General features: G+C 71.0%; 14 protein-coding genes and 3 pseudogenes. 3 read left to right on the top strand and 14 right to left on the bottom strand.

Features of this window, described 5'->3' with window-relative positions; genetic code table 11:
- Nucleotides 1-398: 398 nt before the first annotated feature.
- A complete protein-coding gene (locus tag AQJ91_RS41315; RefSeq protein WP_067033096.1) occupies nt 399-1,025 on the bottom strand; it encodes a TetR family transcriptional regulator in 627 nt (208 codons plus the stop codon).
- Between the two features lie 188 nt (nt 1,026-1,213).
- The gene (locus AQJ91_RS41320) at nt 1,214-2,038 is read right to left on the bottom strand and encodes an SDR family oxidoreductase (RefSeq protein ID WP_199848157.1); all 825 of its coding nucleotides are present in this window, start codon (nt 2,036-2,038) and stop codon (nt 1,214-1,216) included.
- Between the two features lie 138 nt (nt 2,039-2,176).
- Here AQJ91_RS41320 and AQJ91_RS41325 point away from each other — a divergent pair, with 138 nt between their 5' ends.
- Nucleotides 2,177-3,064, top strand: a complete 888-nt coding sequence (locus AQJ91_RS41325) for a helix-turn-helix domain-containing protein (RefSeq protein WP_067033098.1) — start codon at nt 2,177-2,179, stop codon at nt 3,062-3,064.
- Between the two features lie 56 nt (nt 3,065-3,120).
- Here the strand turns inward: AQJ91_RS41325 and AQJ91_RS41330 are convergent, their stop codons facing one another.
- From AQJ91_RS41330 to AQJ91_RS41355, 7 genes and pseudogenes are all read right to left on the bottom strand, one after another.
- Nucleotides 3,121-4,272: an XdhC family protein gene (locus AQJ91_RS41330; RefSeq protein WP_067033100.1), complete on the bottom strand. Its 1,152-nt coding sequence runs from the start codon at nt 4,270-4,272 to the stop codon at nt 3,121-3,123.
- A gap of 140 nt (nt 4,273-4,412) precedes the next feature.
- Nucleotides 4,413-6,656, bottom strand: a complete 2,244-nt coding sequence (locus AQJ91_RS41335) for a xanthine dehydrogenase family protein molybdopterin-binding subunit (protein WP_067033102.1) — start codon at nt 6,654-6,656, stop codon at nt 4,413-4,415.
- Nucleotides 6,653-7,633, bottom strand: coding sequence for an FAD binding domain-containing protein (locus AQJ91_RS41340; protein ID WP_067033105.1), 981 nt, complete (start codon nt 7,631-7,633; stop codon nt 6,653-6,655). The genes AQJ91_RS41335 and AQJ91_RS41340 overlap by 4 nt, the downstream gene beginning before the upstream one ends.
- A 12-nt stretch (nt 7,634-7,645) precedes the next feature.
- Nucleotides 7,646-8,284 (bottom strand): (2Fe-2S)-binding protein, encoded by a 639-nt coding sequence (locus AQJ91_RS41345; RefSeq protein WP_067033237.1) that lies wholly within the window; start codon nt 8,282-8,284, stop codon nt 7,646-7,648.
- A 262-nt stretch (nt 8,285-8,546) separates the two neighbouring features.
- Nucleotides 8,547-8,741: pseudogene (locus AQJ91_RS56765) on the bottom strand (NAD(P)H-dependent oxidoreductase); the annotation flags it as partial.
- A 355-nt stretch (nt 8,742-9,096) separates the two neighbouring features.
- Nucleotides 9,097-9,390, bottom strand: a pseudogene (locus AQJ91_RS41350) (hypothetical protein); the annotation flags it as partial.
- A gap of 93 nt (nt 9,391-9,483) precedes the next feature.
- Nucleotides 9,484-10,062, bottom strand: coding sequence for a hypothetical protein (locus AQJ91_RS41355; protein WP_067033108.1), 579 nt, complete (start codon nt 10,060-10,062; stop codon nt 9,484-9,486).
- Here AQJ91_RS41355 and AQJ91_RS41360 point away from each other — a divergent pair.
- Complete coding sequence (locus AQJ91_RS41360; RefSeq protein WP_067033110.1) at nt 10,061-10,273, top strand: hypothetical protein; 213 nt, start codon at nt 10,061-10,063, stop codon at nt 10,271-10,273. The two genes, AQJ91_RS41355 and AQJ91_RS41360, sit on opposite strands and share 2 nt — an antisense overlap.
- Before the next feature lie 32 nt (nt 10,274-10,305).
- Here AQJ91_RS41360 and AQJ91_RS41365 read toward each other — a convergent pair whose 3' ends face one another.
- From AQJ91_RS41365 to AQJ91_RS41375, 3 genes and pseudogenes are all read right to left on the bottom strand, one after another.
- Nucleotides 10,306-10,818 (bottom strand): DUF5990 family protein, encoded by a 513-nt coding sequence (locus AQJ91_RS41365; protein WP_234383354.1) that lies wholly within the window; start codon nt 10,816-10,818, stop codon nt 10,306-10,308.
- A 208-nt stretch (nt 10,819-11,026) separates the two neighbouring features.
- Nucleotides 11,027-11,314: pseudogene (locus tag AQJ91_RS41370) on the bottom strand (SpoIIE family protein phosphatase); the annotation flags it as partial.
- Between the two features lie 502 nt (nt 11,315-11,816).
- Complete coding sequence (locus AQJ91_RS41375) at nt 11,817-13,241, bottom strand: NAD-binding protein (protein WP_079085589.1); 1,425 nt, start codon at nt 13,239-13,241, stop codon at nt 11,817-11,819.
- Between the two features lie 550 nt (nt 13,242-13,791).
- Here AQJ91_RS41375 and putP point away from each other — a divergent pair.
- Entirely contained in the window at nt 13,792-17,391 is a 3,600-nt protein-coding gene (putP, locus tag AQJ91_RS57970; protein ID WP_067033115.1) for a sodium/proline symporter PutP, read from the top strand.
- A gap of 505 nt (nt 17,392-17,896) precedes the next feature.
- On the opposite strand, the gene AQJ91_RS41385 is transcribed toward putP, so the two are convergent.
- Together AQJ91_RS41385 and AQJ91_RS41390 are read right to left on the bottom strand one after the other, a co-directional pair.
- Nucleotides 17,897-18,778 (bottom strand): serine hydrolase, encoded by an 882-nt coding sequence (locus AQJ91_RS41385; RefSeq protein ID WP_234383355.1) that lies wholly within the window; start codon nt 18,776-18,778, stop codon nt 17,897-17,899.
- A gap of 332 nt (nt 18,779-19,110) precedes the next feature.
- Entirely contained in the window at nt 19,111-21,777 is a 2,667-nt protein-coding gene (locus AQJ91_RS41390) for an RICIN domain-containing protein (protein ID WP_067033117.1), read from the bottom strand.
- Nucleotides 21,778-22,098: the final 321 nt, after the last annotated feature.

A 22,098-nucleotide genomic window follows, 5' to 3' on the forward strand; every position in this document is an offset into this window, starting at 1 on the left:
GCTTCGACGGTGAGCGAGCCGTGAACTCCGACGGGACGGCGACCGCCACGGCCGCCGGCTTCCGCTCGCTCACCCCGCCCGAGTCGTTCGAACGGGGCAGGGACGGCACCCCGCGCCACGGCGACTTCCTGCGCCCGGCCCGTCACCGCCCGCTGAACACGGCCGGTACGGACGGCTCACCGATCGGAGCCCTGGGCGCCGGACACCGACAGGTCCGCGCACAACGCCGATCCGCGGCGGCCCCGATCACGCGAGCCCGCGTCACGACAGCGTCGCGGGCCTCCGCACCTCCGGTCGGTGGCATCGGGCGCCAGCACCTCCGGTCGGCGACGAGCGACCGGACCTCCACATCATGTCGGACGCCGTCGCATGGCTCGGCCGGGGGAGGCCGTCGTCCCTCAGAGTTCCTCCAACGCGCCCATCGCCCGGTCGAGCAGCACGGCCAGCGGGACGGTGGCCTCACAGGCCACCCACCCCGTGGCGGCCACGTCCAGGCAGGCGAGTGCGGCGGCGGCCAGTGCACCCGGCCTGGTGTCCTCGGGCCGGTCGGGGCCTACCCCCAGTCGCCGGGCGATCTCCGGCACCAGCAGCTCCTGCCAGCTCAGTTGCTTCTCGTGGTGCCGGGCGCGCAGTGACGGGGTCTCCTGGAGCATGCGCAGATAGACGAGTGTCTGCTCGGGCGCTGCCTCGTTCATCCTCGTGAGGACGTCCAACGCCCGGCGCAGTGCCTCCCAGGGCCGCTCGTCGTCGGGGCGGGCGGCGAGCGCCTCCGCGATCTGGCGGCCGGATTCCTCCAGGCGTCCCAGGACGATGTCTTCCTTGGTGCCGAAGTACCGGAACAGGCTGGCGCGCGACAGGCCCACCTCGCCGGCGATCTGGTCGACGGTCGTCCGGTCGAACCCCTGCTCGGCGAAGAGCCGGTGCGCCACCTCGACCACCTCCGCCCGAACCGTCGCACGCATGCGCTCACGCAATCCGGGCGGCTTGCGTGCGGGCTGGTCGGCGGTACGGGCGGTCTCGCTCATACCAGAAGGGTACAGCAAGGACTCAATCTGATACTGAGTATCAGATTGTGGAGCTGGCTATGTGCGGCCGCTGCGCGCGAAGATCGGCAGCGGATTCATCGAGACGGTGAACGGCAGGCCCGCCGACCGCTCCCGTGGCTGCGGCGACGTGCGCCGGCCCTGACCTGACCGGCGCTGTCGGCGGGCCGCTACGCCACGGCGCCTTGGGCCTGCGTGGCGACGTGGGCCCATTCCTCCCAGGTCTTCAGCCGCTCGGCGTAGACCTGCGGGACGAGGTGCAGCGGGGCGGTGCCGAAGAAGACCCGCAGGGGCGGGTTGTCGGCGTCCACGATCTTCAGCAGGGCCGCACCGGTGGCGGTGGGATCACCGTTCTCGATGTTGCTCCAGTTGGCGGCGACGGCCGCGCGCAGGTCGTCGTAGGCGGGCAGTTGCCCGGCGAAGGTGGCCGAGGAGCCGGCCCAGTCGGTGGCGAAGCCGCCGGGCTCGACGAGGGTGACCTTGATGCCGAATCCGGCGACCTCCTGGGCGAGGGCCTCGCTCAGGGCCTCCAGGGCCCACTTGGAGGCGTTGTAGACACCGAGGTTGGGGAAGGCGGTGACACCGCCGACGCTGGAGATCTGCACGATGTGGCCGTTGCCCTGGGCCCGCAGGAGGGGCAGGGCGGCCTGGGTGACCCACAGGGCGCCGAAGAAGTTGGCCTCCATCTGGTCGCGGACCTGCTGCTCCGTCAGTTCCTCGATGGTGCCGAACAGGCCGTAGCCGGCGTTGTTGACGACGACGTCGAGGCGACCGAAGTGGTTGTGCGCCCGCCGGACGGCCTCGGTGGCGGCGGCCTTGTCGGTGACGTCCAGGGTCAGCGGAAGGATCGCCGCGCCGTGGGCGGCCACCAGGTCCGCGAGGGAGTCGGTGTTACGGGCGGTGGCCGCGACCCTGTCGCCGCGCTCGAGGGCGGCCTGGACGAACTGGCGGCCGAAGCCGCGCGACGAACCGGTGACGAACCAGATCTTGCTCACGAGAACACTTCCGTTCGAGATTGAGTCTTTCGAGGGGACTCTATATCAGTCTGATACTCAGTATCAAGATGAGTCGTAGAGTCGATGATGTACGCTGCTCCGCATCAGCGAGGCCCGTTTGACAACTGGAGGACAGAGATGTCTTCACATGTGGTGTCCGGCGACCAAGTGACGTCCGGACTCGACCGGCGTACCGAGCTGAGGGAGTTCCTGCGTTCCCGCAGGGCCCGGCTCAGGCCCGAGGACGTGGGCCTGCCCTCGCACGGCCGGCGGCGGGTTCCGGGATTGCGGCGCGAGGAGCTGGCGCAGCTGGCGGGGGTGTCGTACGCCTACTACGCCCGCCTGGAACAGGGATACGGCGACACCATGTCGGTCGAGGTGCTGGACGCCGTCGCCCGCGCCCTGCGTCTGACCGAGGAGGAGCGTGGCCATCTGATCCGGCTGGCCCAGCCCGACCGGCAGAGCACGACGCAGGCCGCGCCACGGCCGCAGCGGCTGCGGCCCACCCTCCAGCACCTGCTCGACACGCTCGGCGTGCCCGCCTATGCCGTAGACCGGCGCATGGACATCGTGGGGTGGAACCGACTCGCCGCCGCCGTCTTCGGGGACTGGGCCCAACTGCCGCCCGAGGAGCGCAACGTGGCCCGGCTGACCTTCCTCTCGCCCGAGGCCCGCGACCGCTTCGCCGACCCGGAGGGTGTGGCGCTGAGGGTCGCCGGAGTTCTGCGCATGAACGCCGGCAAAAGCCCCGATGATTCACACTTCTCTTCCCTGATCCAGGAGTTGTCGCAGAAGAGCGAGGAGTTCCGGCGGTTGTGGGCACGGCACGAGGTGAGCTGCGGGACCATCGGCGAGTCCGTGCGGATACGGCACCCGCTGGCGGGAGAGTTCGACCTCGTCCACGAACCCATGGCGCTGCCCGGGGGCGCCCCCATGCGGCTGATGACCTATCACGCCGAGCCGGGCTCCCGGTCGGAGGAAGCCCTGCGGATGCTGGCCAGTTGGGAGATGGAGCCGCTGCGCTGAGACGTGGGACCGATGACAACGGAGCACCGGGCCTCTCCTCCATCCATGTCGCGCCGTCATGCGGCCTGGACCGAGGCTGGTGACATCCGGGCCACCGGGACGGAACCGTGGATGGGACCGGGGACGCGGGACAGGGGCAGGCCGGTGCCGTTGTTGGCGTGGGCGATGATCTCCGCGGTGATGGAGATCGCTGTCTCCTCGGGGGTGTGGGCGCCGAGGTCCAGTCCGATCGGCGAGTGCAGGCGCGCGAGGTGCTCATCGGACACGCCGGCCTCACGCAGACGTTCCAGGCGGTGTTCGTGGGTGCGCCGGGAGCCCATCGCGCCGATGTAGCCGACCGGGAGACCGAGGGCCAGACGCAGCAGGGGGATGTCGAACCTGGCGTCGTGGGTGAGGACGCAGATCGCGGTACGGGCGTCGACCTGTGTGGTCTCCAGGTAGCGGTGGGGCCAGTCGACGACGACCTCGTTGGCGTGTGGGAAGCGGGCGTGGGTGGCGAACACGGGGCGGGCGTCGCAGACCGTGACGTGGTAGCCGAGGAAGCGTCCGGTTTGGCTGAGGGCTGCGGCGAAGTCGACGGCGCCGAAGATCAGCATGCGGGGCGGCGCTGCGTGGGTGTGGACGAGGAGCGTCAGCTTCTCCGGGCAGGTGTCGGCGTCCCCGCCGACCTCGACGCGGCCGGTGCGCCCAGCCCGCAGCAGCGCGCGGACCTGGGTGGCAACCGCCCGGTCCTCCTGCCGGCCGCCCAGTGTTCCGTCGTACGCGCTGCCGCCTCCGAAGACGGACAGGGTACGGCCCAGAAGGTGCTGCGGCCCGTCCACCACCTGTGCCACGGCTATGGACAGACCGGCCAGCACCTCTTCCAGGGCGGTGGTGAGGTGGGGCTGGTCGGCGGGGTCGACGCGCTGGACCAGGACCTCCAGCTCGCCGCCGCAGGTCAGGCCCACGGCGAAGGCGTCGTCGTCGGAGTAGCCGAACCGGGCCCGCACCGGGGGTTCGCCCGACTCCAGCACCTGCCTGCACAGCTCGTAGACCGCGCCCTCCACGCATCCTCCGGAGATGCTGCCGACCGCCTCGCCGCCGTTGTCCACGGCCAGTGCGGTGCCGGGGGGCAGGGGTGCGCTGCCGCTGATCTGGACGACGGTGGCGAGGGCGAAGGAGCGGTCCTCGCGGCACCAGCGGTACAGCGTGTCCGCGATGTTCAGCATGAGTGGCTCTCCTGGGGGAGGTCGGGAAGCCCGCCGCCGCGCCGGCATGGGGGATTGGGAGGCACGGCGGCGGGCCGATCATGTGGGACGGCGCTCAGGGCCCCGCCCGGGTGGCGGGAGGGGTCCTTGCCGCCCGGGGTTCAGAGCAGGGCTTCGGCGGTGATGGGCAGGTCGCGGACGCGGCGGCCGGTGGCGTGGAAGACCGCGTTGGCGATGGCCGGCGCCACCCCGACCTTCACGATCTCGCCGAGGCCCTTGACGCCGATGGGGTCGGCGTGGAGGTCCTCCCCGTCCAGATAGATCGCCTTCAGGTCGGGGATGTCGGCGTTGACGGGGACGAGGTAGTCGGCGAGGTTGGCGTTGACGATCCGGCCGTCGCGGTGGTCGGTGACCGTGTGCTCCAGCAGGGCCTGCCCGATGCCGCCCACCATGGCGCCGAGGGCCTGGCTGTCGGCGAGCTTGGGGCTGATGATCCGCCCGACGTCGTAGACGCCCAGCATGCGCCGCATCCGCACCAGACCCAGCCGCCGGTCGACGGCCACCTCGGCGAACACCGCGCTGTAGGCGTTCATGGAGTACCGGTCGTCGCCGCTCGGGGTGAAGGTCCCGCGCGTCTCCAGGTGCGTACGGTTGTTGCGGGCCAGCAGTTGCCGGTAGGTCTCCCCGCGCGCGGGGGTGCCCTTGACGTGCAGCCGGCCGCCGCGGACCACGATGTCGTCGGCGTCGACGCCGTGCAGCGGCGACCGCTCGTCCTCGACGGCGAGTTTGACCGCCTCCTGTCGCAGCTTGTCGCAGCCGTCCTGGACGGCGGAGCCGACGCCGGCCATGGTCTGCGATCCGCCGTGCGGCGGGGCCGCCGGGAAGGTGGAGTCGCCGAGTTCGAAGCGGACCGTGCGCATGGTCAGGCCGAGGGCGTCGGCGGCGAGCTGGGTCATGGAGGTGTAGGTGCCGGGGCCCATGTCGCTGGTCGACGCCTGGACCAGGGCCGTGCCGTCGGCGTCCAGCCTGACCCGTGCCTCGGACCGCATGCGCAGGGTGTCGTAGATACCGCTGGCCATGCCCATGCCGATCAGCCAGTCGCCGTCCCGCCGGGAGCGGGGCTTGGGGTTGCGCCGGTGCCAGCCGAACGCGCGGGCTCCGGTCCGCAGGCACTCGCTCAGGCGCCGGGTGGAGAAGGGCAGCCCGTTGGACGGGTCCTCCTGCGGTTCGTTGCGCAGCCGCAGCTCGATCGGGTCGATGCCGGTCTCGTGGGCGAGTTCGTCCATGGCCGACTCGATGGCGAAGGCGGCGCTGGACCAGCCGGGGCCCCGCATGAACGTCGGTGTGTTCACGTCCAGCGGCACGGTCCGAAACGCCTGGCGGACGTGGGGCGTGGCGTAGAGCAGCTGCCCCGGGTTCATCACGCCCTCGGCGAAGTGCTCGTACGAGGACGTCTCGGCCCGTATCCGGTGGACTGCCGCGGTCACGCGTCCGCCTCGGGTGCTGCCCAGACGCAGCCCGTACTCGTAGGCGGGCCGGTAGCCCACCCCGTAGTACAGCTGCTCGCGGGTCAGGACCAGTTTGACCGGGCGGCGGATCTCGCGGGCGGCGAGGGCCGCGATGGTGGTGTGCGGCCAGGTACGCAGCGCGTTGCCGAACGCGCCGCCGACGAACGGCGAGATGACGCGCACGTTCTCCGCCGACATGCCGAACACGGCGGCAAGTTCGTCGCGCGCGCCCAGCACCCACTGGGTCTTGTCCCACACGGTGAGCTTCTCGCCGTCCCAGCGGGCGATGGTGGCGTGCGGCTCCAGCGCGTTGTGGTGGTTACGGGTGAGCCGGTAGGTGCCCTCGACCCTCACCTCCGCCGAGGCCAACGCCTCTTCGGGGTTGCCGCGCGCGTAGTCCTGCGTAGGCAGGGGGTCGTTCTCGGGCGCGCCGGTCAGGTCGGTAGTGGGCTGCTCGGCGTCGTAGGAGACCCTCACCAGGTCCGCGGCGTGCTGGGCGGCCTCCAGTGTGCGGGCGACGACCACGGCGACGGGCTGTCCGAAGAAGCGGACCTTGTCGTCCTGGAAGACGTGCAGCCGTTCGCCGACGAAGGGATCCAACCAGGCGCCCGGGTTGTCGCGGTAGACCAGCGCGGGTTTGTCGAGGTGGCTGATGACGCCCAGGACTCCGGGCAGGGCATCGGCGGCGCGGGTGTCGATGCCGGTGATACGTCCGCGTGCGACGGTGCTGTCGACGACGACGGCGTGGACGACGCCGTCGATGATGGGGGTCCCCCCGCGCGAGGTTGTTCGAGCGTGGGGGAGGTCGGCAGCGTACTCGGCCTGGCCGGTGACCTTCAGCCGCCCGTCCACCCGGGACAGCGGTGCTCCGACGGCTGCCTGTGGCTGCTGGCTCACTTGCCACCTCCTGCGACGCGCAGTTGGCGCTCGACGGTCCGTTTGAGCAACTCGACCTTGAAACGGTTGTGTCGGAGGGGCCGGGCCCCGTCCGCCGCCCGCTCGGCGGCCTTGGTCCACAGGGCCTCGGACGGCCGCCGCCCGATGAGCTCCCGCTCGACGGCGGCGAGCTTCCAGGGGACGGTGCCCACGCCTCCGGCGGCCACCTTGGCCTCGCGGATCACTCCGCCGCGGATGTGCAGGGCGACGGCCGCCGAGGTGAGCGCGAACTCGTAGGACTGCCGGTCGCGCACCTTCAGGTAGCCCGACTTCAGCGGGCGCGGAAGGGCCGGAAGCTCGACACCGGTGATCAACTCGCCCCTGCGCAGGGCCTGTTCGCGGTTGGGTGTGCTGCCCGGCTTGAGCAGGAAGTCGGCGAAGGGCACGGTGCGCTTGCCGTCCGGCCCCAGCAGGTGCACGGTCGCTTCCAGGGCGGTGAAGGCCACGGCGACGTCGGAGGGGTGGGTGGCCACGCAGTCGTCGGAGGTGCCGAGGATGGCATGGGTGCGGTTGACGCCGTGCAGGGCCGCGCAGCCCGAGCCCGGCTCACGCTTGTTGCAGTCGGCGCTCACGTCGCGGAAGTACGTGCAGCGGGTGCGCTGCATGATGTTGCCGCCGATGGTGGCCATGTTGCGCAACTGCGCCGACGCGCTCAGCTCCAGGGCCTGCGAGATCACCGGATACAGTGCGCGCACCCCGCGGTGGGTGGCGGCCTCGGCCATCCGTACCAGCGCGCCGACGCGCAGGCCCCCGCGCCGGGTGACCACGATGTCGCGCAGCGGCAGGGCGCTGATGTCGACCAGTGTGCGGGGGCGTTCGACGGTCTCGCGCATCAGGTCGACCAGTGTGGTGCCGCCGGCGATGTAACGGCCGCCGTCGCGGCCCGCGTCGAGGGCCTCACGGGTGTCGGAGGCCCGGGTGTAGGAGAAGGGATGCATGGGGGCCGTGCCTCATTTCCCGTGCGCGGTCTGCTCGACCGCCCGCACGATCTTCACGTAGCAGCCGCAGCGGCAGATGTTGCCGCTCATGAACTCCCGGATCTCCTCCGGTGAGCCGGTGCGGCCCTCGTCGATGCAGCCGACGCCGGACATGATCTGGCCGGAGGTGCAGTAGCCGCACTGGAAGGCGTCCTGGTCGATGAACGCCTGCTGCAGCGGGTGCAGTCGGTCGCCGTCGGCCAGGCCCTCGATGGTGGTGACCTCGGCGCCGTCCAGCCGGACCGCCAGCGTCAGGCAGGAGTTGACCCGGCGGCCGTCGACCAGGACGGTGCAGGCGCCGCAGGCACCGGCGTTGCAGCCCTTCTTCGAGCCGGTCAGCCCCAGGTGTTCGCGCAGCAGGTCCAGCAGCGAGGTCCGGTTGTCGACCGTGACGGTGCGGCGCTCGCCGTTGACGGTCAGGGAGACGCGGCTGCCGGGCGACGCCTCGGCGGCGTTCGCAGGCTCGACGCCGAACACGGACGGCCCCGCTGTCAGGCCGCCCGCCACGACCGCACCGCCGACGGCGGTGGTCGCGATGAACGTACGCCGGGACGTGGTGGACGGAGACCCGGCAGGAGGAGAAACAGTTGACACGGAGGGCTCGGTTGACATGACCACTCTCTCGGTCGACGGAAGACGGATGGCGGTATCGACCACCGTCATGTGCACGAATCGGCCTGAGGACGAGACATCACGGCTTCCTCAGGAGGAGGTGACAGCGCACATGCCGGGGGCGGCGTCGTGGCGCCGCACGGTGGTTCTGCGGCGGATTCCGTGTCGGACTCGGGCCGTGTGCGGCCGTCCGGGAAGCGGGCGGGCGGCGCGTCCTGGGCGAAGAACGTCTTCGCGCGCGCCAGCGCCTCGGTGTCGCGTGGTTGCCCTCCTCGGGCCGCGTGGGGTGCCCCGCGCCGTGCCGCAGGCCGTCGAAGTCGGGGAGCGGATGCTCGGCGAGCGAGATCCACTGCTGCTCGATGCCGGCGGGCAGCTGTGCGGCGGCCCGGCGCGCGAGTAACTCGGTGTTCCCGTTGCCGCGGTGGCTGCCGAGGATGAAGAGGAAACGGCGGGACAATGGGGGATCTCCTTGGTCGGCGCGAGGACGACTGCTGTGTGTGCGCAGTCGCGCCGGGCGGCGTCGTGGTCTGCCGTGTCCCGGCGGTGCCGGTCGGGCCGGCGTCCGGGGACACGGTTCACGCCGCGGCGGACGAGGCGGGCCCTCGGCTGAGAGGAGTGCGGCGGCCGGGGGGTTGAACGCGATCGGCAGGTGCCTCACCAGGCCTGCGGTGCGGCACGGCATCCACTGTGCGGCACGCGGCGCGATACAACGAGCAGAGAGTTTTGGGACAACTCCGTCAGGTACCACTGCCGTTGGTACGTCTGGCAGTAGCAGCCGGAGCGGTCCGACCGTCGGCGGTGGTCGTCATGCCGTCATGCGTGGGGAGGGTGCCCGGTACCGGACACCCTCCTGGCGTGACGGCGTAGCCCTCCTGCGCGGCGCAGGTGGCGATCGCCTCCAGGGTGCGGACGTTCCCCATGGTGGCGAGGGAGAAGGTGATCACGCCGAGGGTGCGGAACTCCCCGCGCTTGAGGGCACGTGCCGCGCTGTTGGGCCGATAGTCCAACTCCCGCATGGCGGCGTGGACTTGGCGGCGGGCCGCCTCGGTCCCATGAAACCCATCTGCCCCTCTGTCAACACCTTCCGCATCTCGGGGGAAGCCCACTGTGCCGCTCGTCGCCGACGCTGTTCCGGATGACAGGCACCGGCTTCCTGACACAAGCTCCGGGACGTCCAGGGGCATCGCACCGGCCTGAGATCACCGCAGCGGCCTGCGGATCCACACGTCCCGAGCCGCCGGTCCCGGGCCGGAACTGTCCCGGGCGGCACGGGGGTCGAGTGCGCCCAGCTTCGACCATCCCCAGGAGTGCAGGACGTCCGCCGCCGCGTCGTCCTCCGTCTCGTCGCCGGTCCGGTACACGGCCGCCACGATCAGATCGGCGTCGAGGCGGGCCAGCAGCCGCTCGCCCAGGCGGGTCGCGATGCCGGTGCGGCGGTGGGCGGGCAGGACCATCAGCTCGGCCAGCAGGAACATGCGGCCCGAGGCGGTGAGTTCCTCGATGTCCTCGGGCAGTTCTCCGCGCAAACCCGACCACCATGCGCCGGTACGGGCGATCCGGAATCCGTAGGCGCAGCCCACCAGGCCGGCCGCGTCGGCGACCACCATGTCGAAGTCCGGGCGTTGCACATCCTGCTCGAACCGGTCGAGGAAGGCCTGACGGTCGTGGTATTCGGCGCCCGCGGCACCGCGGTACGTCTTGGCGTAGAGGTCCGCGACGGCATCCCGCTGCTGATCGGCCTGCCAGCGGGACAATGTGCGCAAGTGCACCTCTGTCATGCGAGCCTCCCCCGGCCGCGGGACGGACACCCCCGGACACGGCATCCTGACATCAGGAGCCGACGGGGTAAACCGGGCGTCGGGACACGGCCGGCAGGCCGAGACCCTGCGGGAGGACCTGGTCGATCACGACAGACGGCAGAAGGCCCAAGTCCACCTGTGGACAAACCAGGTCAGCGCGGTCGCCGGCACCGATCAGTCGGAGCGCTGAGTGAGGGCCGACGCTGGGTTCTGTGCCGGCCTTCATCGAGGGGGGATCGTGTCCTCATGGCTCAGTGACGGTCCGCCCTGGCCGGCGGGTTCGGCGATCCAGGTGATGTGCGGGGGCAGAACCCGTGCGCACAGGGGGTTGCCGCCGGCGTCGGTCAGGCCGAGGCGTCCGACCAGCAGGCCGTCGCGTGCGGCGGCGGCGAGTACGTCCGCCGGGATGGCGTCGATCATGAGCTTGGCGCGGCGGAACATGGTGAAGACGCCGGAGTCGTCGACCGTGCCCCACGACAGGTAGATGAACCGGCGGCCCAGCCGGTCCTGCACGTACGGGCCTGTCACGTCGATGCCGTCAGGGGAGGCGGTCGCGGTGCACTCCAGGGTCCACGTCGCGGACACGGCGTCGCCAGGCTGTGGTTCGAGGAGCTCGGCCGGACGGTCGCGGCGTTGCACGGCGACGTGGATGTTGGCGAACACGGGACCGTTCCCGTCGGCGGGGGCCGGGCAGGTGCGGCCGGGGAGGTCGACGGCGTCGATACGGATACGCATACCGGCCATCATCTGCCCGTAGTCGGTGCGGTGGACAGGGAGGCGGTTGCTCAGGGTTGTTCGTTGTTCTTCGCCGGGGCGAACAGCAGGGCCATGCCGTGCCAGAGGGGCGTGGTGGATGAGGTGGTGGTGTGCGGCATGGGAGACGCTGACCGCTTCGGCCTGGCGAGGCGTTGGGCCGCAGCACCTGCCCCGGCCCGGCGCGCATTCATCGCGGACCGAAGGCGGCGAGATGATGGGCATCGCCGCCTCGCCACTCGATGAGGAAGACGGTCGCGTCGTCGCTCGTCGTGCCGCCACGCTCCTGTTTCAGGGCGTGGGAGAGAGTTCGTACCACTGCCCGTACCTGGGTGCGTTCGTGGAGGATCCGGTTGGTCCACTCGATGAGTTGCTCCTCACCGAACTGTTCCCCGCCGGCCTGGTGCTCCTCGAACAGGCCGTCGGTGAAGCACAGCAACCGGTCCCCGGGTTGCAGCATCCGCTCGCTGACCACGGGCCCGAGGGTAGATCCCCGGCGGCGACCACGCGCATCGCGGACAGCAGGTCCTCGGGCAGCTCGCCGTGCGGCGCCGACGGCTGCGGATCCTGGCCCGGGACGACTTCGCGCTGGCCGGCGCGCTGTGGCACGCGGAACGGGCCGCGGACGCCGAACGACGTCGGCTGGCGGCGAAGTTGCGCGACGCCGTCCTGAGGGAGGACAGCGCACGTCACGGACGGCGGCTGCGGGGCGCCCTGAGCGAAGGTGTCGATGAGCCGGCGGGTCACGGTCGGGGCCAGGATGGCCTCGGTGCCCGGCCTGCTCGTCGTGGCCGTGCTGCTGACCGCTCACGCGGTGCCGCTGCTGTGGCGCACCCCACGGCGGCACTGGTCGAACAGGCCAGGCAGGGGAGGAGGTGGCCGCCGGTGCCAGGTCGGCACTCGCCGCCATTCTGCGAACGTGTCCCCGTCGTCCCCGGCCATAGCGCCGGCAGCCGGGACCAGGACTCCGGGGCCGGTCGTCAGCGGGCCGATACGCCGGTGGCAGGACCGGTGCTCCTTTCGGTGGGACCGCTCTCCCGGTGGTGTCCCGCATCCCATGTTCCGAGGTCGATGACCTGCTCGTCGGGGAACAGGGCGCACGTGTGTCGTTCCCTCATGAAGACGCTGAGCGGTCTGGCGCCGAGCACGGACGCCGCCACGGACGCGCCCACGATACGGGTGACGTCGCACACGGCGCCGATGCGGAAGAGCGACTGCGAATCGGCGGTGACCTCGTCGCCGCCGGCCCGTAGCACGATGCGCTGCTGCGGGGCGACCGCCCGGGTCGTGACCGCCACAGCGATGTTCTCCAGGCCGTCGGAGCCCACCGCCGCCAGGGCCCGGGCCCGCTGGACGCACAGGCGGTTCAGGAGGAAGCGGTCTCCGCCCCGACCGAGGACGACGGGGATGGCGAAAGACCGCGCCAGGGGCACACAGTCGGCTTGGGGGTTGCGCTCCACGGCGACGACCTTGATGCCGAGAGTGCGCAGCTGGGCGCACAGCCGCAGCCCCACCTGACCCAGGCCGACGACGATGACGTGGCCGTGCCGTGGGATGGAACGGGCTCCCAGGATGCTGGTCATGCGCCGCCCGGTGAGCTGGTCGACGAGGCCGGCGGTGAACAGTGCGGCGAGGGCCAGCACGGCCAGCATGGAGAGGGCGGAGAGGAGCTTGTACCAGGCAGGGCCGTGTTCCGCGGCGGGTGAGGATCCGATCGTGGTGAGGGTGCGTGCCGCGTTCCACAGGGCGTCGTACCAGTGTTCGTGGAGGACGAAGACGCCGAGCAGTATGTCCAGGGTGAGCAGTACAAGGAGCCCGGTGAAGCTGGCGACGAGGGCCTTGGCGGCGATGCCGAGGGAACGGAACCAGGTCATGACGTCGACGCGCGGCCGGGACCGGGAGACGGTGGCGAGGGCCCGCCGGGACAGGTGATCGACCATTGCGGGGCCGTCCTGGCGCCGTACGCCGACCACGCCGGAGCCGGTGGGCTGGAGTATGGCGTACCGCGGGTCGAGGCAGCTGGCCAGGAGGCTGGGCACGATCGTGTCGGTGATGCTGAGCACACTGCAGTTCGGGACGGTACGGGAGACCTCGTCTGCGACGGTGCGGTCGAAGAGGGTGACCACCAGGCGGATGCCGGGCTTGAGATGCTCGGTGAGCAGTGCGTAGCGCAGTGCGACGATGTCGTCGCGGGACACCACGGCGATGCCGTCGACGGGTTGCTGGAGTCGGCGTTGCAGGGTGTCGTGGTCCGGGCGGTTCAGACGGTGAACGGTGTTGCCCCAGCGGCTGATGCGCTCCGCGACTTCCCTGCCCAGGGCTTCGTCGTCCTCGACGATCACTATGCGCTGACCCGTGGCGGGAGAGTGGAGCGGCGCCTCGCCGCCGGCAGTCCGTGTGCTCAACCTTTCGGCCCTTCAGGAGATTCGGGACGGTGAGGGCTGCTGCCAGGGCCCGAAGCCTCGGCGGTTCACCGGGCGTCGCGCTCAGCGTTCGGGTGGCCGCGCAGGGGGTCGCCCCACGTGAAGGACCGCGTGTGCCCAGACGGTAGAAGCGAGGCTTGCCCGGCACCATGGACAGATGCCACACGGCCGGGGCTCCTGATTGCGACAGATGCTCAACGTCGCGACGCGACGCAGACTTCTCCCGCCTCCCGGACCGCAGGCCGGGCGGGGGCAGGCGGCCGGTTCGGCCGGTCCTACGCAGGCCCCCTGCGTCGGCGCAGGGAGGGTCGACGGTGCGCGACCTCGACGCCGCGTCGGGGGCGTGAGAGGGACCTTGCCGCTGCGGCAGCCGGCTGCGAGAGCCTCTCCGCGCTGCCGCCGCTGCCGAGCGGCACACCCGACACGTCGCCCCTTGCGACTCGTATCTGTAGATTTGTACAGCCGGGGCATACCGCTGCCAGGCGCGCCGACGGTCACGCCGGTGCTTATGAGCCTCGCAGGCGAGGACCATATGTTCGATTTGAGCGCGCCGATCGTGACCGCGTTCCTGGTGTACGCGGCCGCCATGATCGGCACGGGTGTCTGGGCGTACACCCGCACTCACACGTTCGCCGACTTCGCCCTGGGGGGCCGCAGGCTCAGCGCGTTCGTCGCCGCCCTGTCCGCGGGGGCCAGTGACATGTCCGGCTGGCTGTTCCTCGCGCTTCCCGGAGCGGTGTACGCGGCCGGCATCGGCGCGGGCTGGATCGCCGTCGGACTTGTGGTCGGCACCTACCTCAACTGGCTGTTCGTCGCTCCGAGGCTGCGCACCTACACCGAGCGCGCCGGGAACGCCGTGAGCCTGTCGGCCTATCTGGAGGAGCGGTTCGAGGACCGCACCCGGATGCTCAGGATGGTCTCGGCGGCGGTCACCCTCGTGTTCTTCACCGTCTATGTCGCCAGTGGTCTGGTGGCCGGCGGGTTGCTGTTCGAGCAGGTCTTCGACGTCCGTTTCGGGCTCGGGGTGACGCTGACGGCCCTGGTGATCGTCATCTACTCGGCTCTGGGCGGCTTCCTCGCCGTGAGCCTGACGCACGTGGTGCAGGGCACGCTGATGTTCCTCGCCCTGCTCGTGCTTCCCCTGGTCGGTGTCGGGGTGCTCGGTGGCTTCGGGGCACTGCGCGACGCCCTCGACGACAAGGCGCCGGGCGTGCTGGACGCGGGGGCCGAGGTCCACTACGCGGACGGCCGGTGGTCGGCAGGCGGGTCGCTCGGCGCCGTCGCGATCGTCTCGCTGCTCGCCTGGGGCCTCGGCTACTTCGGCCAGCCGCACATCCTGGCCCGCTTCATGGGCGTCCGCAGCATCCGTGCCATCCCCGCGGCCCGTCGTATCGGAACGGGGTGGGTCATCGTCGTACTCGGCGGTGCCACGCTCGTCGGCCTCGTAGGGATCGGGCGAATCGGCGTGCCGCTGAACGACCCGGACACGGTGTACATCGTCCTGAGCCGGACACTGCTCGATCCCTGGGTCGCCGGGGTGATGCTGATCGCCGTACTGGCCGCGATCATCTCGACCGCGGACAGCCAGCTTCTGGTCTCGTCCGTCGCCCTCACCGAGGACTTCTACCGCGCGCTCCTCAACCGGCGGGCCTCGGACAGGATGCTGGTGTGGGTCGGTCGCGGCGCCGTCGTCGCGGTGATCCTGGTCGCCTTCGTGATCGCGCTCAGAGCCGACGGGCTGCTGAGCATCGTCGCCTACGCCTGGGCGGGCTTCGGGTCGGCCTTCGGGCCGGTCGTCCTCCTCTCGCTGTACTGGCCTCGCATGACCTGGGCGGGGGCCATGGCCGGCATCGTGTCGGGGGCGGCCACGGTGCTGCTCTGGAAGAAGATCAATCCACTGCTCGGGCCGCTCGAGTCGGGCATCTACGAAATGGTGCCGGGCGTGCTGGTCGCCACGGTCGCCGCACTGGTCTTCGGCAGATTCGTCGGCCGGCCGCCGAAGAGGGCGTTCTGGCGGATGCCGGGCGGCGGGGTGAACCAGCTGATGCTGACGCCGTTCCTCACCCACGCACCGGTCGGCATCGCCGTCCTGGACACGGACCTGCGCTACGTCTGGGTGAACGAGCCGCTGGACCGCCTGATCCCCCTCGGCCAACGGCTGGGGCGGCAGGTGAAGGACGTGCTGCCGAGGCTGGAGGCAGAGGAGTTCGAGGAGAGGATGCGGACGGTCCTGGAGACCGGGACGCCGGTGATGGACTACGAGTTCCGCGGCCCCAGTTACGCGGACCCCGGCCGGGAGCGCGCGTCCTCCGCCTCCTTCTTCGCCATGAAGGACCGCCAGGGCCGGCAGGTGGGCATCTGGTACATGGTCATCGACGTCACCGAGCGCTGGCGGGCCCAGGAACGCCTGGCCCTGCTGAACGACGCCGGTGCCCGTATCGGCAGCACGCTGGACGTGACGCGGACCGCGCAGGAACTGGCCGACGAGGCCGTGCCGCCCCTCGCCGACTTCGTCGCCGTCGACCTGCTGGACACGGTCATGAGGGGGGAGGAACCGGCCCCCGGACCGGTCGGCATGACGCCCGTCCTCCGCCGCGCGGGGCAGCAGTCGGTGCGCGAGGGCTGTCCGGAGGCGAGTCTGGCCGTGGGAGAGACGGTACGGCGTGCCCCCTCGTCGCCCGTGACCCGCTGCCTGCTGGAGAGCAGGACGCTGGTGGAACGGACGCTGGACCCCTCCACCAGCGCCTGGGTGACCGAGGACCACTCCCTGGGCGCCTCCATCCGCGGGTTCGACTTCCGCTCGCTGATGGTCGTTCCGGTACGGGCGCGCGGCGTCACCCTGGGCGTGGCGACGTTCGCCCGGTCCCGGCGCCTCGGCCCCTTCGAGGACGACGACGTACGCCTCGCCGAGGAAATCGTCTCCCGTGCGGCGGTGAGCGTCGACAACGCGCGCCGCTTCACCCGCGAGCGCACCGCGGCCCGTTCCATGCAGCGTTCGCTGCTGCCGCAGGAGCTGACGGGAGGGTCCGCTCTGGAGGCGGCGTCCTGGTACCTCCCGGCGGATGCCCCCAGCGGTGTGGGCGGCGACTGGTTCGACGTGATCCCGCTCTCCGGAGCCCGGGTCGCACTGGTCGTCGGGGACGTGGTCGGACACGGCATGAACGCGGCGACCACCATGGGGCGCCTGCGCACCGCGGTCCGCACGCTCGCCAACCTGGACCTCCCCCCGGACGAATTGCTGGCCCATCTGGACGACCTGGTCATCGGCCTCATGGGGGCGCACGACAGCGACGGGACGGCGGCGGCCGAGGACGAGACCGGGGGAGCCGCCTTCATGGGGGCCACCTGCCTGTACGCCGTGTACGACCCGGTCAGCAGACGGTGCACGCTGGCCCGGGCCGGTCATCTCCCGCCCGTGATCGTCGGCCCGGACGGCGGCGGCGCCGACATCCTCGACCTGCCCGCCGGACCGCCCCTCGGCCTCGGGTACCTCCCCTTCGAGTCCGTCGAACTGGAGCTGGCCGAGGGTAGCCTCATCGCGCTCTACACCGACGGCCTCATCGAGACCTTCGACCGGGACATCGACGTCGGGCTCTCCCGACTGCGCGAGACCCTCATGATGCCCGGAACGACGCTGGAGGAGATCGGCCGCAAGGCGGTCGACGCCCTGCTGACGGGGCCCCCGTCCGACGACGTGGCCCTGCTCCTCGCCCGGACCCACGTCCTGGCTCCGGAGCGGGTCGTCTCGTGGGACCTGCCCAGCGACCCGGCCGCCGTCGGACACGCCCGCACGCTCGCCGGCCGGCAGCTGGCGGAGTGGGGCATGGACGAGCTGACGTTCACCACGGAGCTCATCGTCAGCGAGCTGGTCACCAACGCCATCCGCCATGCGGCCGGACCGGTACGTCTCCGCCTGATCCGGGACCGCGGCCTGATATGCGAGGTCTCCGACGCCAGCAGCACGTCCCCGCGCCTGCATCATGCCCGGACCACCGACGAGGGAGGGCGGGGCCTGCTGATCGTGGCCCAGCTCGCCCAGCGCTGGGGCACCCGCTACACGGCGAACGGCAAGATCATCTGGACGGAGCAGATCATTCCCGCCGACACCCTCGCCGCCGAAACGGTCACCTGATGCCCCGTGACCTGCGGTCGGCTGATCGTGGAGTGTGGTTTCCGCGCCGGCGGACAGGGCGTGTGAGAAGGCGCTGGTGGATTCGGGTCCACGCGTCCACGGAACCGGAACCGTTCTGTATGCGGCTGGGAGTCGGCGGCCTGAACATGCCGCGGCTTGCTCACCCCACCGGTGCCGCTCCCCGCCTCGGCGTCACGGGCCCCAGGCCTGCCCTCGGAGGTGGCGCAGAGCTCGTGCGGCGGCGTGGGCTCCGGGCACACATCCAGCACGCGAAAACTGATTGTTGACCGTGGTTGCCCGGTCTTACGGGCACGGCTGGGGCACGGCCTCGGCTCACGCCGGTCGACCGCGCCCTCCTTCCCGTGGAGAGGTGCCTCACATGCTTCCTCGGTAAGGCGCACATAGGCGATATCGCATGTGCAATCAGTTGGCGCGCTTGCTGCCTGAGGTGAGGCCAGTGCCGTGTGCCCCGACGCGGCATCGGCCTCGCGGTGGGGAACCGGCGTCAGGCGGGGCGGAAGGCCTCATGCTCGTCCCCTGCGCCGAGTGGTTTGTCGCCCTCGTCGCTCCCGGCCCCGTGCCGGGCGTGTTGGCGGTAGCGGAACAGGGCGAGGGACCGGGCGGTGATGACCGCGGTGGAGGCGAGGCCACCGGCCGCTGCGCATACGACAAGGGCCGGCCAGGCGTAGGTGGTCTGTGCCAGGGTTCCGGAACGGTTCATCAGCAGGCCCAGAAGCGAGGCGAGTTGGGTGAGGAGGAGGACCGGGAGCGCCTGGGGCAGCAACCGCAGGGCCGTACGCCACCACGGTCGTCGCGCGGTGTGCCGCGCCCATCGACGCGCTCGCAGGACGCCGCGGATGCCGAGGCCCGTCGCCAGCAGGGTCAGCGCCGCCAGGACCCAGTCGGCCGTCATCGAGAAGGGCTTTGCCACCTCGGGGCTCTTGCCCCGCGCGAGGTCGACGAGGCCCAGCGAGATCTGGGCGGCGTCGTCTCCGGAGATCAGGCCGGTGTTGGTGACGACCGCGATGCCGACCTTGCTGTCGGGCAGCAGGGTGGCCGTGGAGTTGTGGGTCAGGAGCTGGCCGTTGTGCTGGATCTCCGATGTCCCGTCGTCGTGCCGGTACCGCGCCCAGCCCATCGCGTAGTCCGTGTCGCCCGGCACCTCCGGTGGGGTGTGGGTGAGCCGGATGGTGCGTGCGGTGGCGATGCGGCGGCCGTGGGCGGACACGGCCTGGTTGTTCTGGGCGATCAGCCACTGGGAGAGGTCGTCCGCGGTGGTGACGACACCGTGGCCGCCGGCGGTGAACCAGCGGGGGTGAGCACGGGAGAACGTGGTGCCGTAGGCGCGCACATGGCCGCGGCCGGATCGGCGGAGAATCCCCAGCAATACACCAGCCCCAGGCCGCTGACCTGGGGCTTCAAGAAGAGCGGGTGACGAGAATCGAACTCGCGCCCGCAGCTTGGGAAGCGACGGCGCTTGACCTCGGAGGGTTGGCCGGCCGAGGTCCCTCGTCGGTGGGGGCGGAGTCTGTCGCCTGCCGAACTGCGGTGACTCAGTTGTTTTGGTTCTGCTGCTCCTCCTCGTCTTGACGATGCGGGGTCGCCTCGCGCATCGTCCGGACAGCCCGGCGCCAGGAGCTCGTGCAGGACGAAGCGAGGTCCCTCAGCCATGGCGGGGCCGCAGGCCGTTGTGCCTGCGGCCCCGCTCGGGCGTTGGGGTCAGGACGGGTCGCCGTACTGGAGGCCGCGTCCGTTGGTGCCGACATAGACGCGCCCGAAGGTGTCGGGGTCGCCGGTGATGACGCCGACGCCGCCGATGCTGCCCCACTGGTGGGCGTCGTCGTTGACGCGGAGCCAGGTAGCGCCCTTGTCGGTGGAGCGGAAGACGCCGGTGACGTCCTTGACGGTACCGATCAGGTACAGGGCCTGGTAGGCGGCGCCCGGCGCGGCCTTGCCGAAGCCGAGGGTGGAGGCGGACTGCACCGTTTTGAGCGTGGTGAAGGTGCGGCCGCCGTCGGTGGAGTGCAGCAGCCCCTTGCCGCCGCCGGAGATCCACAGGTCCCCGGCGATGCCGGGGACGGCCTTGAGCTCGCCGCCGGGCAGGTTGGTGGCGCGGGCGGTGAAGCTCGCGCCGCCGTCGGTGCTGGCGTGGAGCGTGCCGCCGGCCAGTGAGTAGAAGGTCTTGGCCGAGGAGCGGTCGGCGACGACCACGGCGCCGGTGCCCAGGCCGCTGACCTTCGACCAGCTCGCCCCCTGGTCGGTCGAGCGGTACGGGGCCCGGCCGGCCTGGGTCCAGACGATGGCGGAGCCGTCCGCCGCGAGCGCGACATGGCCGGTGTCGGCGCTGTCCACCGGCTCTGTCCTGAAGCCGGTCCAGCTGGTGCCGCCGTCGGTGGAGTAGGCGCCGTCCTTGTCGCCGCCACGGCCGACGCGGACCATCAGCGCGGGGTTGGACTGGGCGAAATCGATGTCGGTGCTGTTGGTCATCATCGGGTTCTTCAGTCGCCCGGCGGGCACCTTGGTCAGGGAGTCGTGGCGGAAACCGCCCAGGTCGCCCATGGCGGTGACGACTTGGGCGCCGCCGGGCGGGGCGATCGCGTCCAGCAGCGCGGTCTCCTCCAGCCCTCGGGCCCCCACGCTCCAGTGGCTGGTGCCGCCGCTGTCGGAGGCGTTGGCGTCCTTGCTGCGCAAGATGCCGCTGCCGGTGCCGTACAGCACGTGCCCGGAGTCGAAGGGATCGATGGCCAGGGCGGTCATCCAGTGCCCGGTGCCGGTACCGACGTAAGGAGCGGCGGAGGCATTCCGCACCGATTTCTCGGCCAGTGCTTTCCAGCTCGCGCCGCCGTCGGTGGTCCGGTAGATCTCGTCCTCCGGCCACCAGCGGCCGAGGGTGGTGACCATCACCGTGGAGGGCTTGCGCGGGTCGACGGCCAGACCGGAGAACCCGTAGCTGCCCTGGGACGGGGAGATGTTCTTCCACGCCCCGCCGGACGGCGTGTGCTTCCACACCGAACCCGCCGTCACGCCGTTGGGGCCGAGGGCGTTGGTGTACGTCAGGTACAGCGAGCCGTCACCGGAGAGCACGCCGTGCTGCGGCATCTGGCCGGTGGGCTGCCCGGAGACGGCCTGCCAGGTGCTGCCGCCGTCGGTGGAGCGGTACAGGGAGGTGGACTTGTCGGCGACGCCGACGTAGACCGTCTTGCTGCCGGCCGGGCCGTACGTCACGAAGGCGATGCCCGCGCCGCTGCTCGCCCCGTCCTTGACGGGGAACGAGGAGACCTGACTCCATGTCACGCCGTGGTCGGTGCTGCGCCACAGGCCGTTCTTGCGGGTGCCCAGCAGCAGGGTGCCGTTGTCCGAGGGGTTGACCGCCAGCCGCTCGCCCGCCCCGCGGCCGTCCTCGTTGCCGCCCAGCTTGAACGGCAGAGCGGTGCGCTTGAAGGTGCGGCCCCGGTCCGTGGAGCGCAGGATCGCGCCGTTGCCCGCCCAGCCGTTGGTGTAGGTGCCCGCCGCGAGGTAGAGCCGCTTGGGGTCGACGGGGTCGGTGGCCAGCGAATCGATGCCCAGCAGGTTCCAGTCCTTCTCGCCGACCCAGTCGGTCAGCGGGATCCACTGCTCGGCCGCGGCGTCCCAGCGGTAGGCGCCGCCCATGTCGGTGCGCGCGTACAGCAGACCCTTCTCCCGCGGGTTGAACACCAGCCCGGTGACGTAACCGCCGCCCACCACCTGGGCGTTGTTCCATACATACGGTCCGGCCGCGGCCGTGGTCTGCGCTCCGTCGGTCCCGGCCGCCCGGGTCCCGGCCGCCTGGGTCTCGGCCGTTTTCACCAGCTTCCACTGCTGGTTGGTGCCGCCGTGGCTCGGATACTGGATGACTGCCGCGCCCTGGGCCGTGGAGCCTCCGGAGACGTCCAGGACCTGGCCGCTTCTGCGGGAGGTGAAGGTGACGGCCTCGGAACCGCTCACATCGCCGATCCGCCACTCCTGGGAGGCGGAGGAGCTGTCGGTCTGCTGCTCAGCGGCAGCCGCCTTGGCGGTCGAACCGCCCGCTATGCCCAGCACTTTGCCGCTGTTGCGGTTCACCAGCTCGTAGTAGCCGTCCCCGGCGGACTTCAGCTTCCACTGCTGGTTGGCGGTGTTCTGGTCGGTCCACTGCTGGATGCGGGTGCCGTCGGCGGTGGAGAAGCTATTGACGTCCAGCACCTTGCCACTGCGCACGGAAACCAGCCGGTAGTAGGCATCGCCGTCGACCGTCGCGGCCTGCGAGTCCTCCTGCGCGAACAGGAGATACGGCACGACGATGGCGGGCACACCGAGCAGCAGACCGGTCGCGGTCCAGCGACGGCGGTGACGCCCGCGGCGCCCGCCGTTCGTGGGGTTGTTCATGGGGAAGTGCTCTCCTTGCATGCCGTTCACCAGAGGAAGGTGGATCCCGGCCACCGGAACTGGCCGGATCCGACTCCTTGTGGTCACAGGCCCCGCAAAGGGTTGCCGCGAGCCGGGAACTTTTTCAGGTCACCTCGTGGCGCGGCAGGCGTTGATCAGCGACCGGGTGACGCTGGTGCCTTGGTGTCGACGACCTTGGCCCGGAAGGACATCGAGCCGGGCGTTCCAACCCAGGCCATTGACCCGGGGTTTACTGCGCGGATGCCTTCTCCCTGGGGTGGTCGTGAGGGTCGGATCGCACCGCTGTTGACCGTGGCTGTC

This window comes from Streptomyces dysideae (assembly GCF_001514305.1).
In the GTDB taxonomy this organism is placed as follows: Bacteria; Actinomycetota; Actinomycetes; order Streptomycetales; family Streptomycetaceae; genus Streptomyces; species Streptomyces dysideae.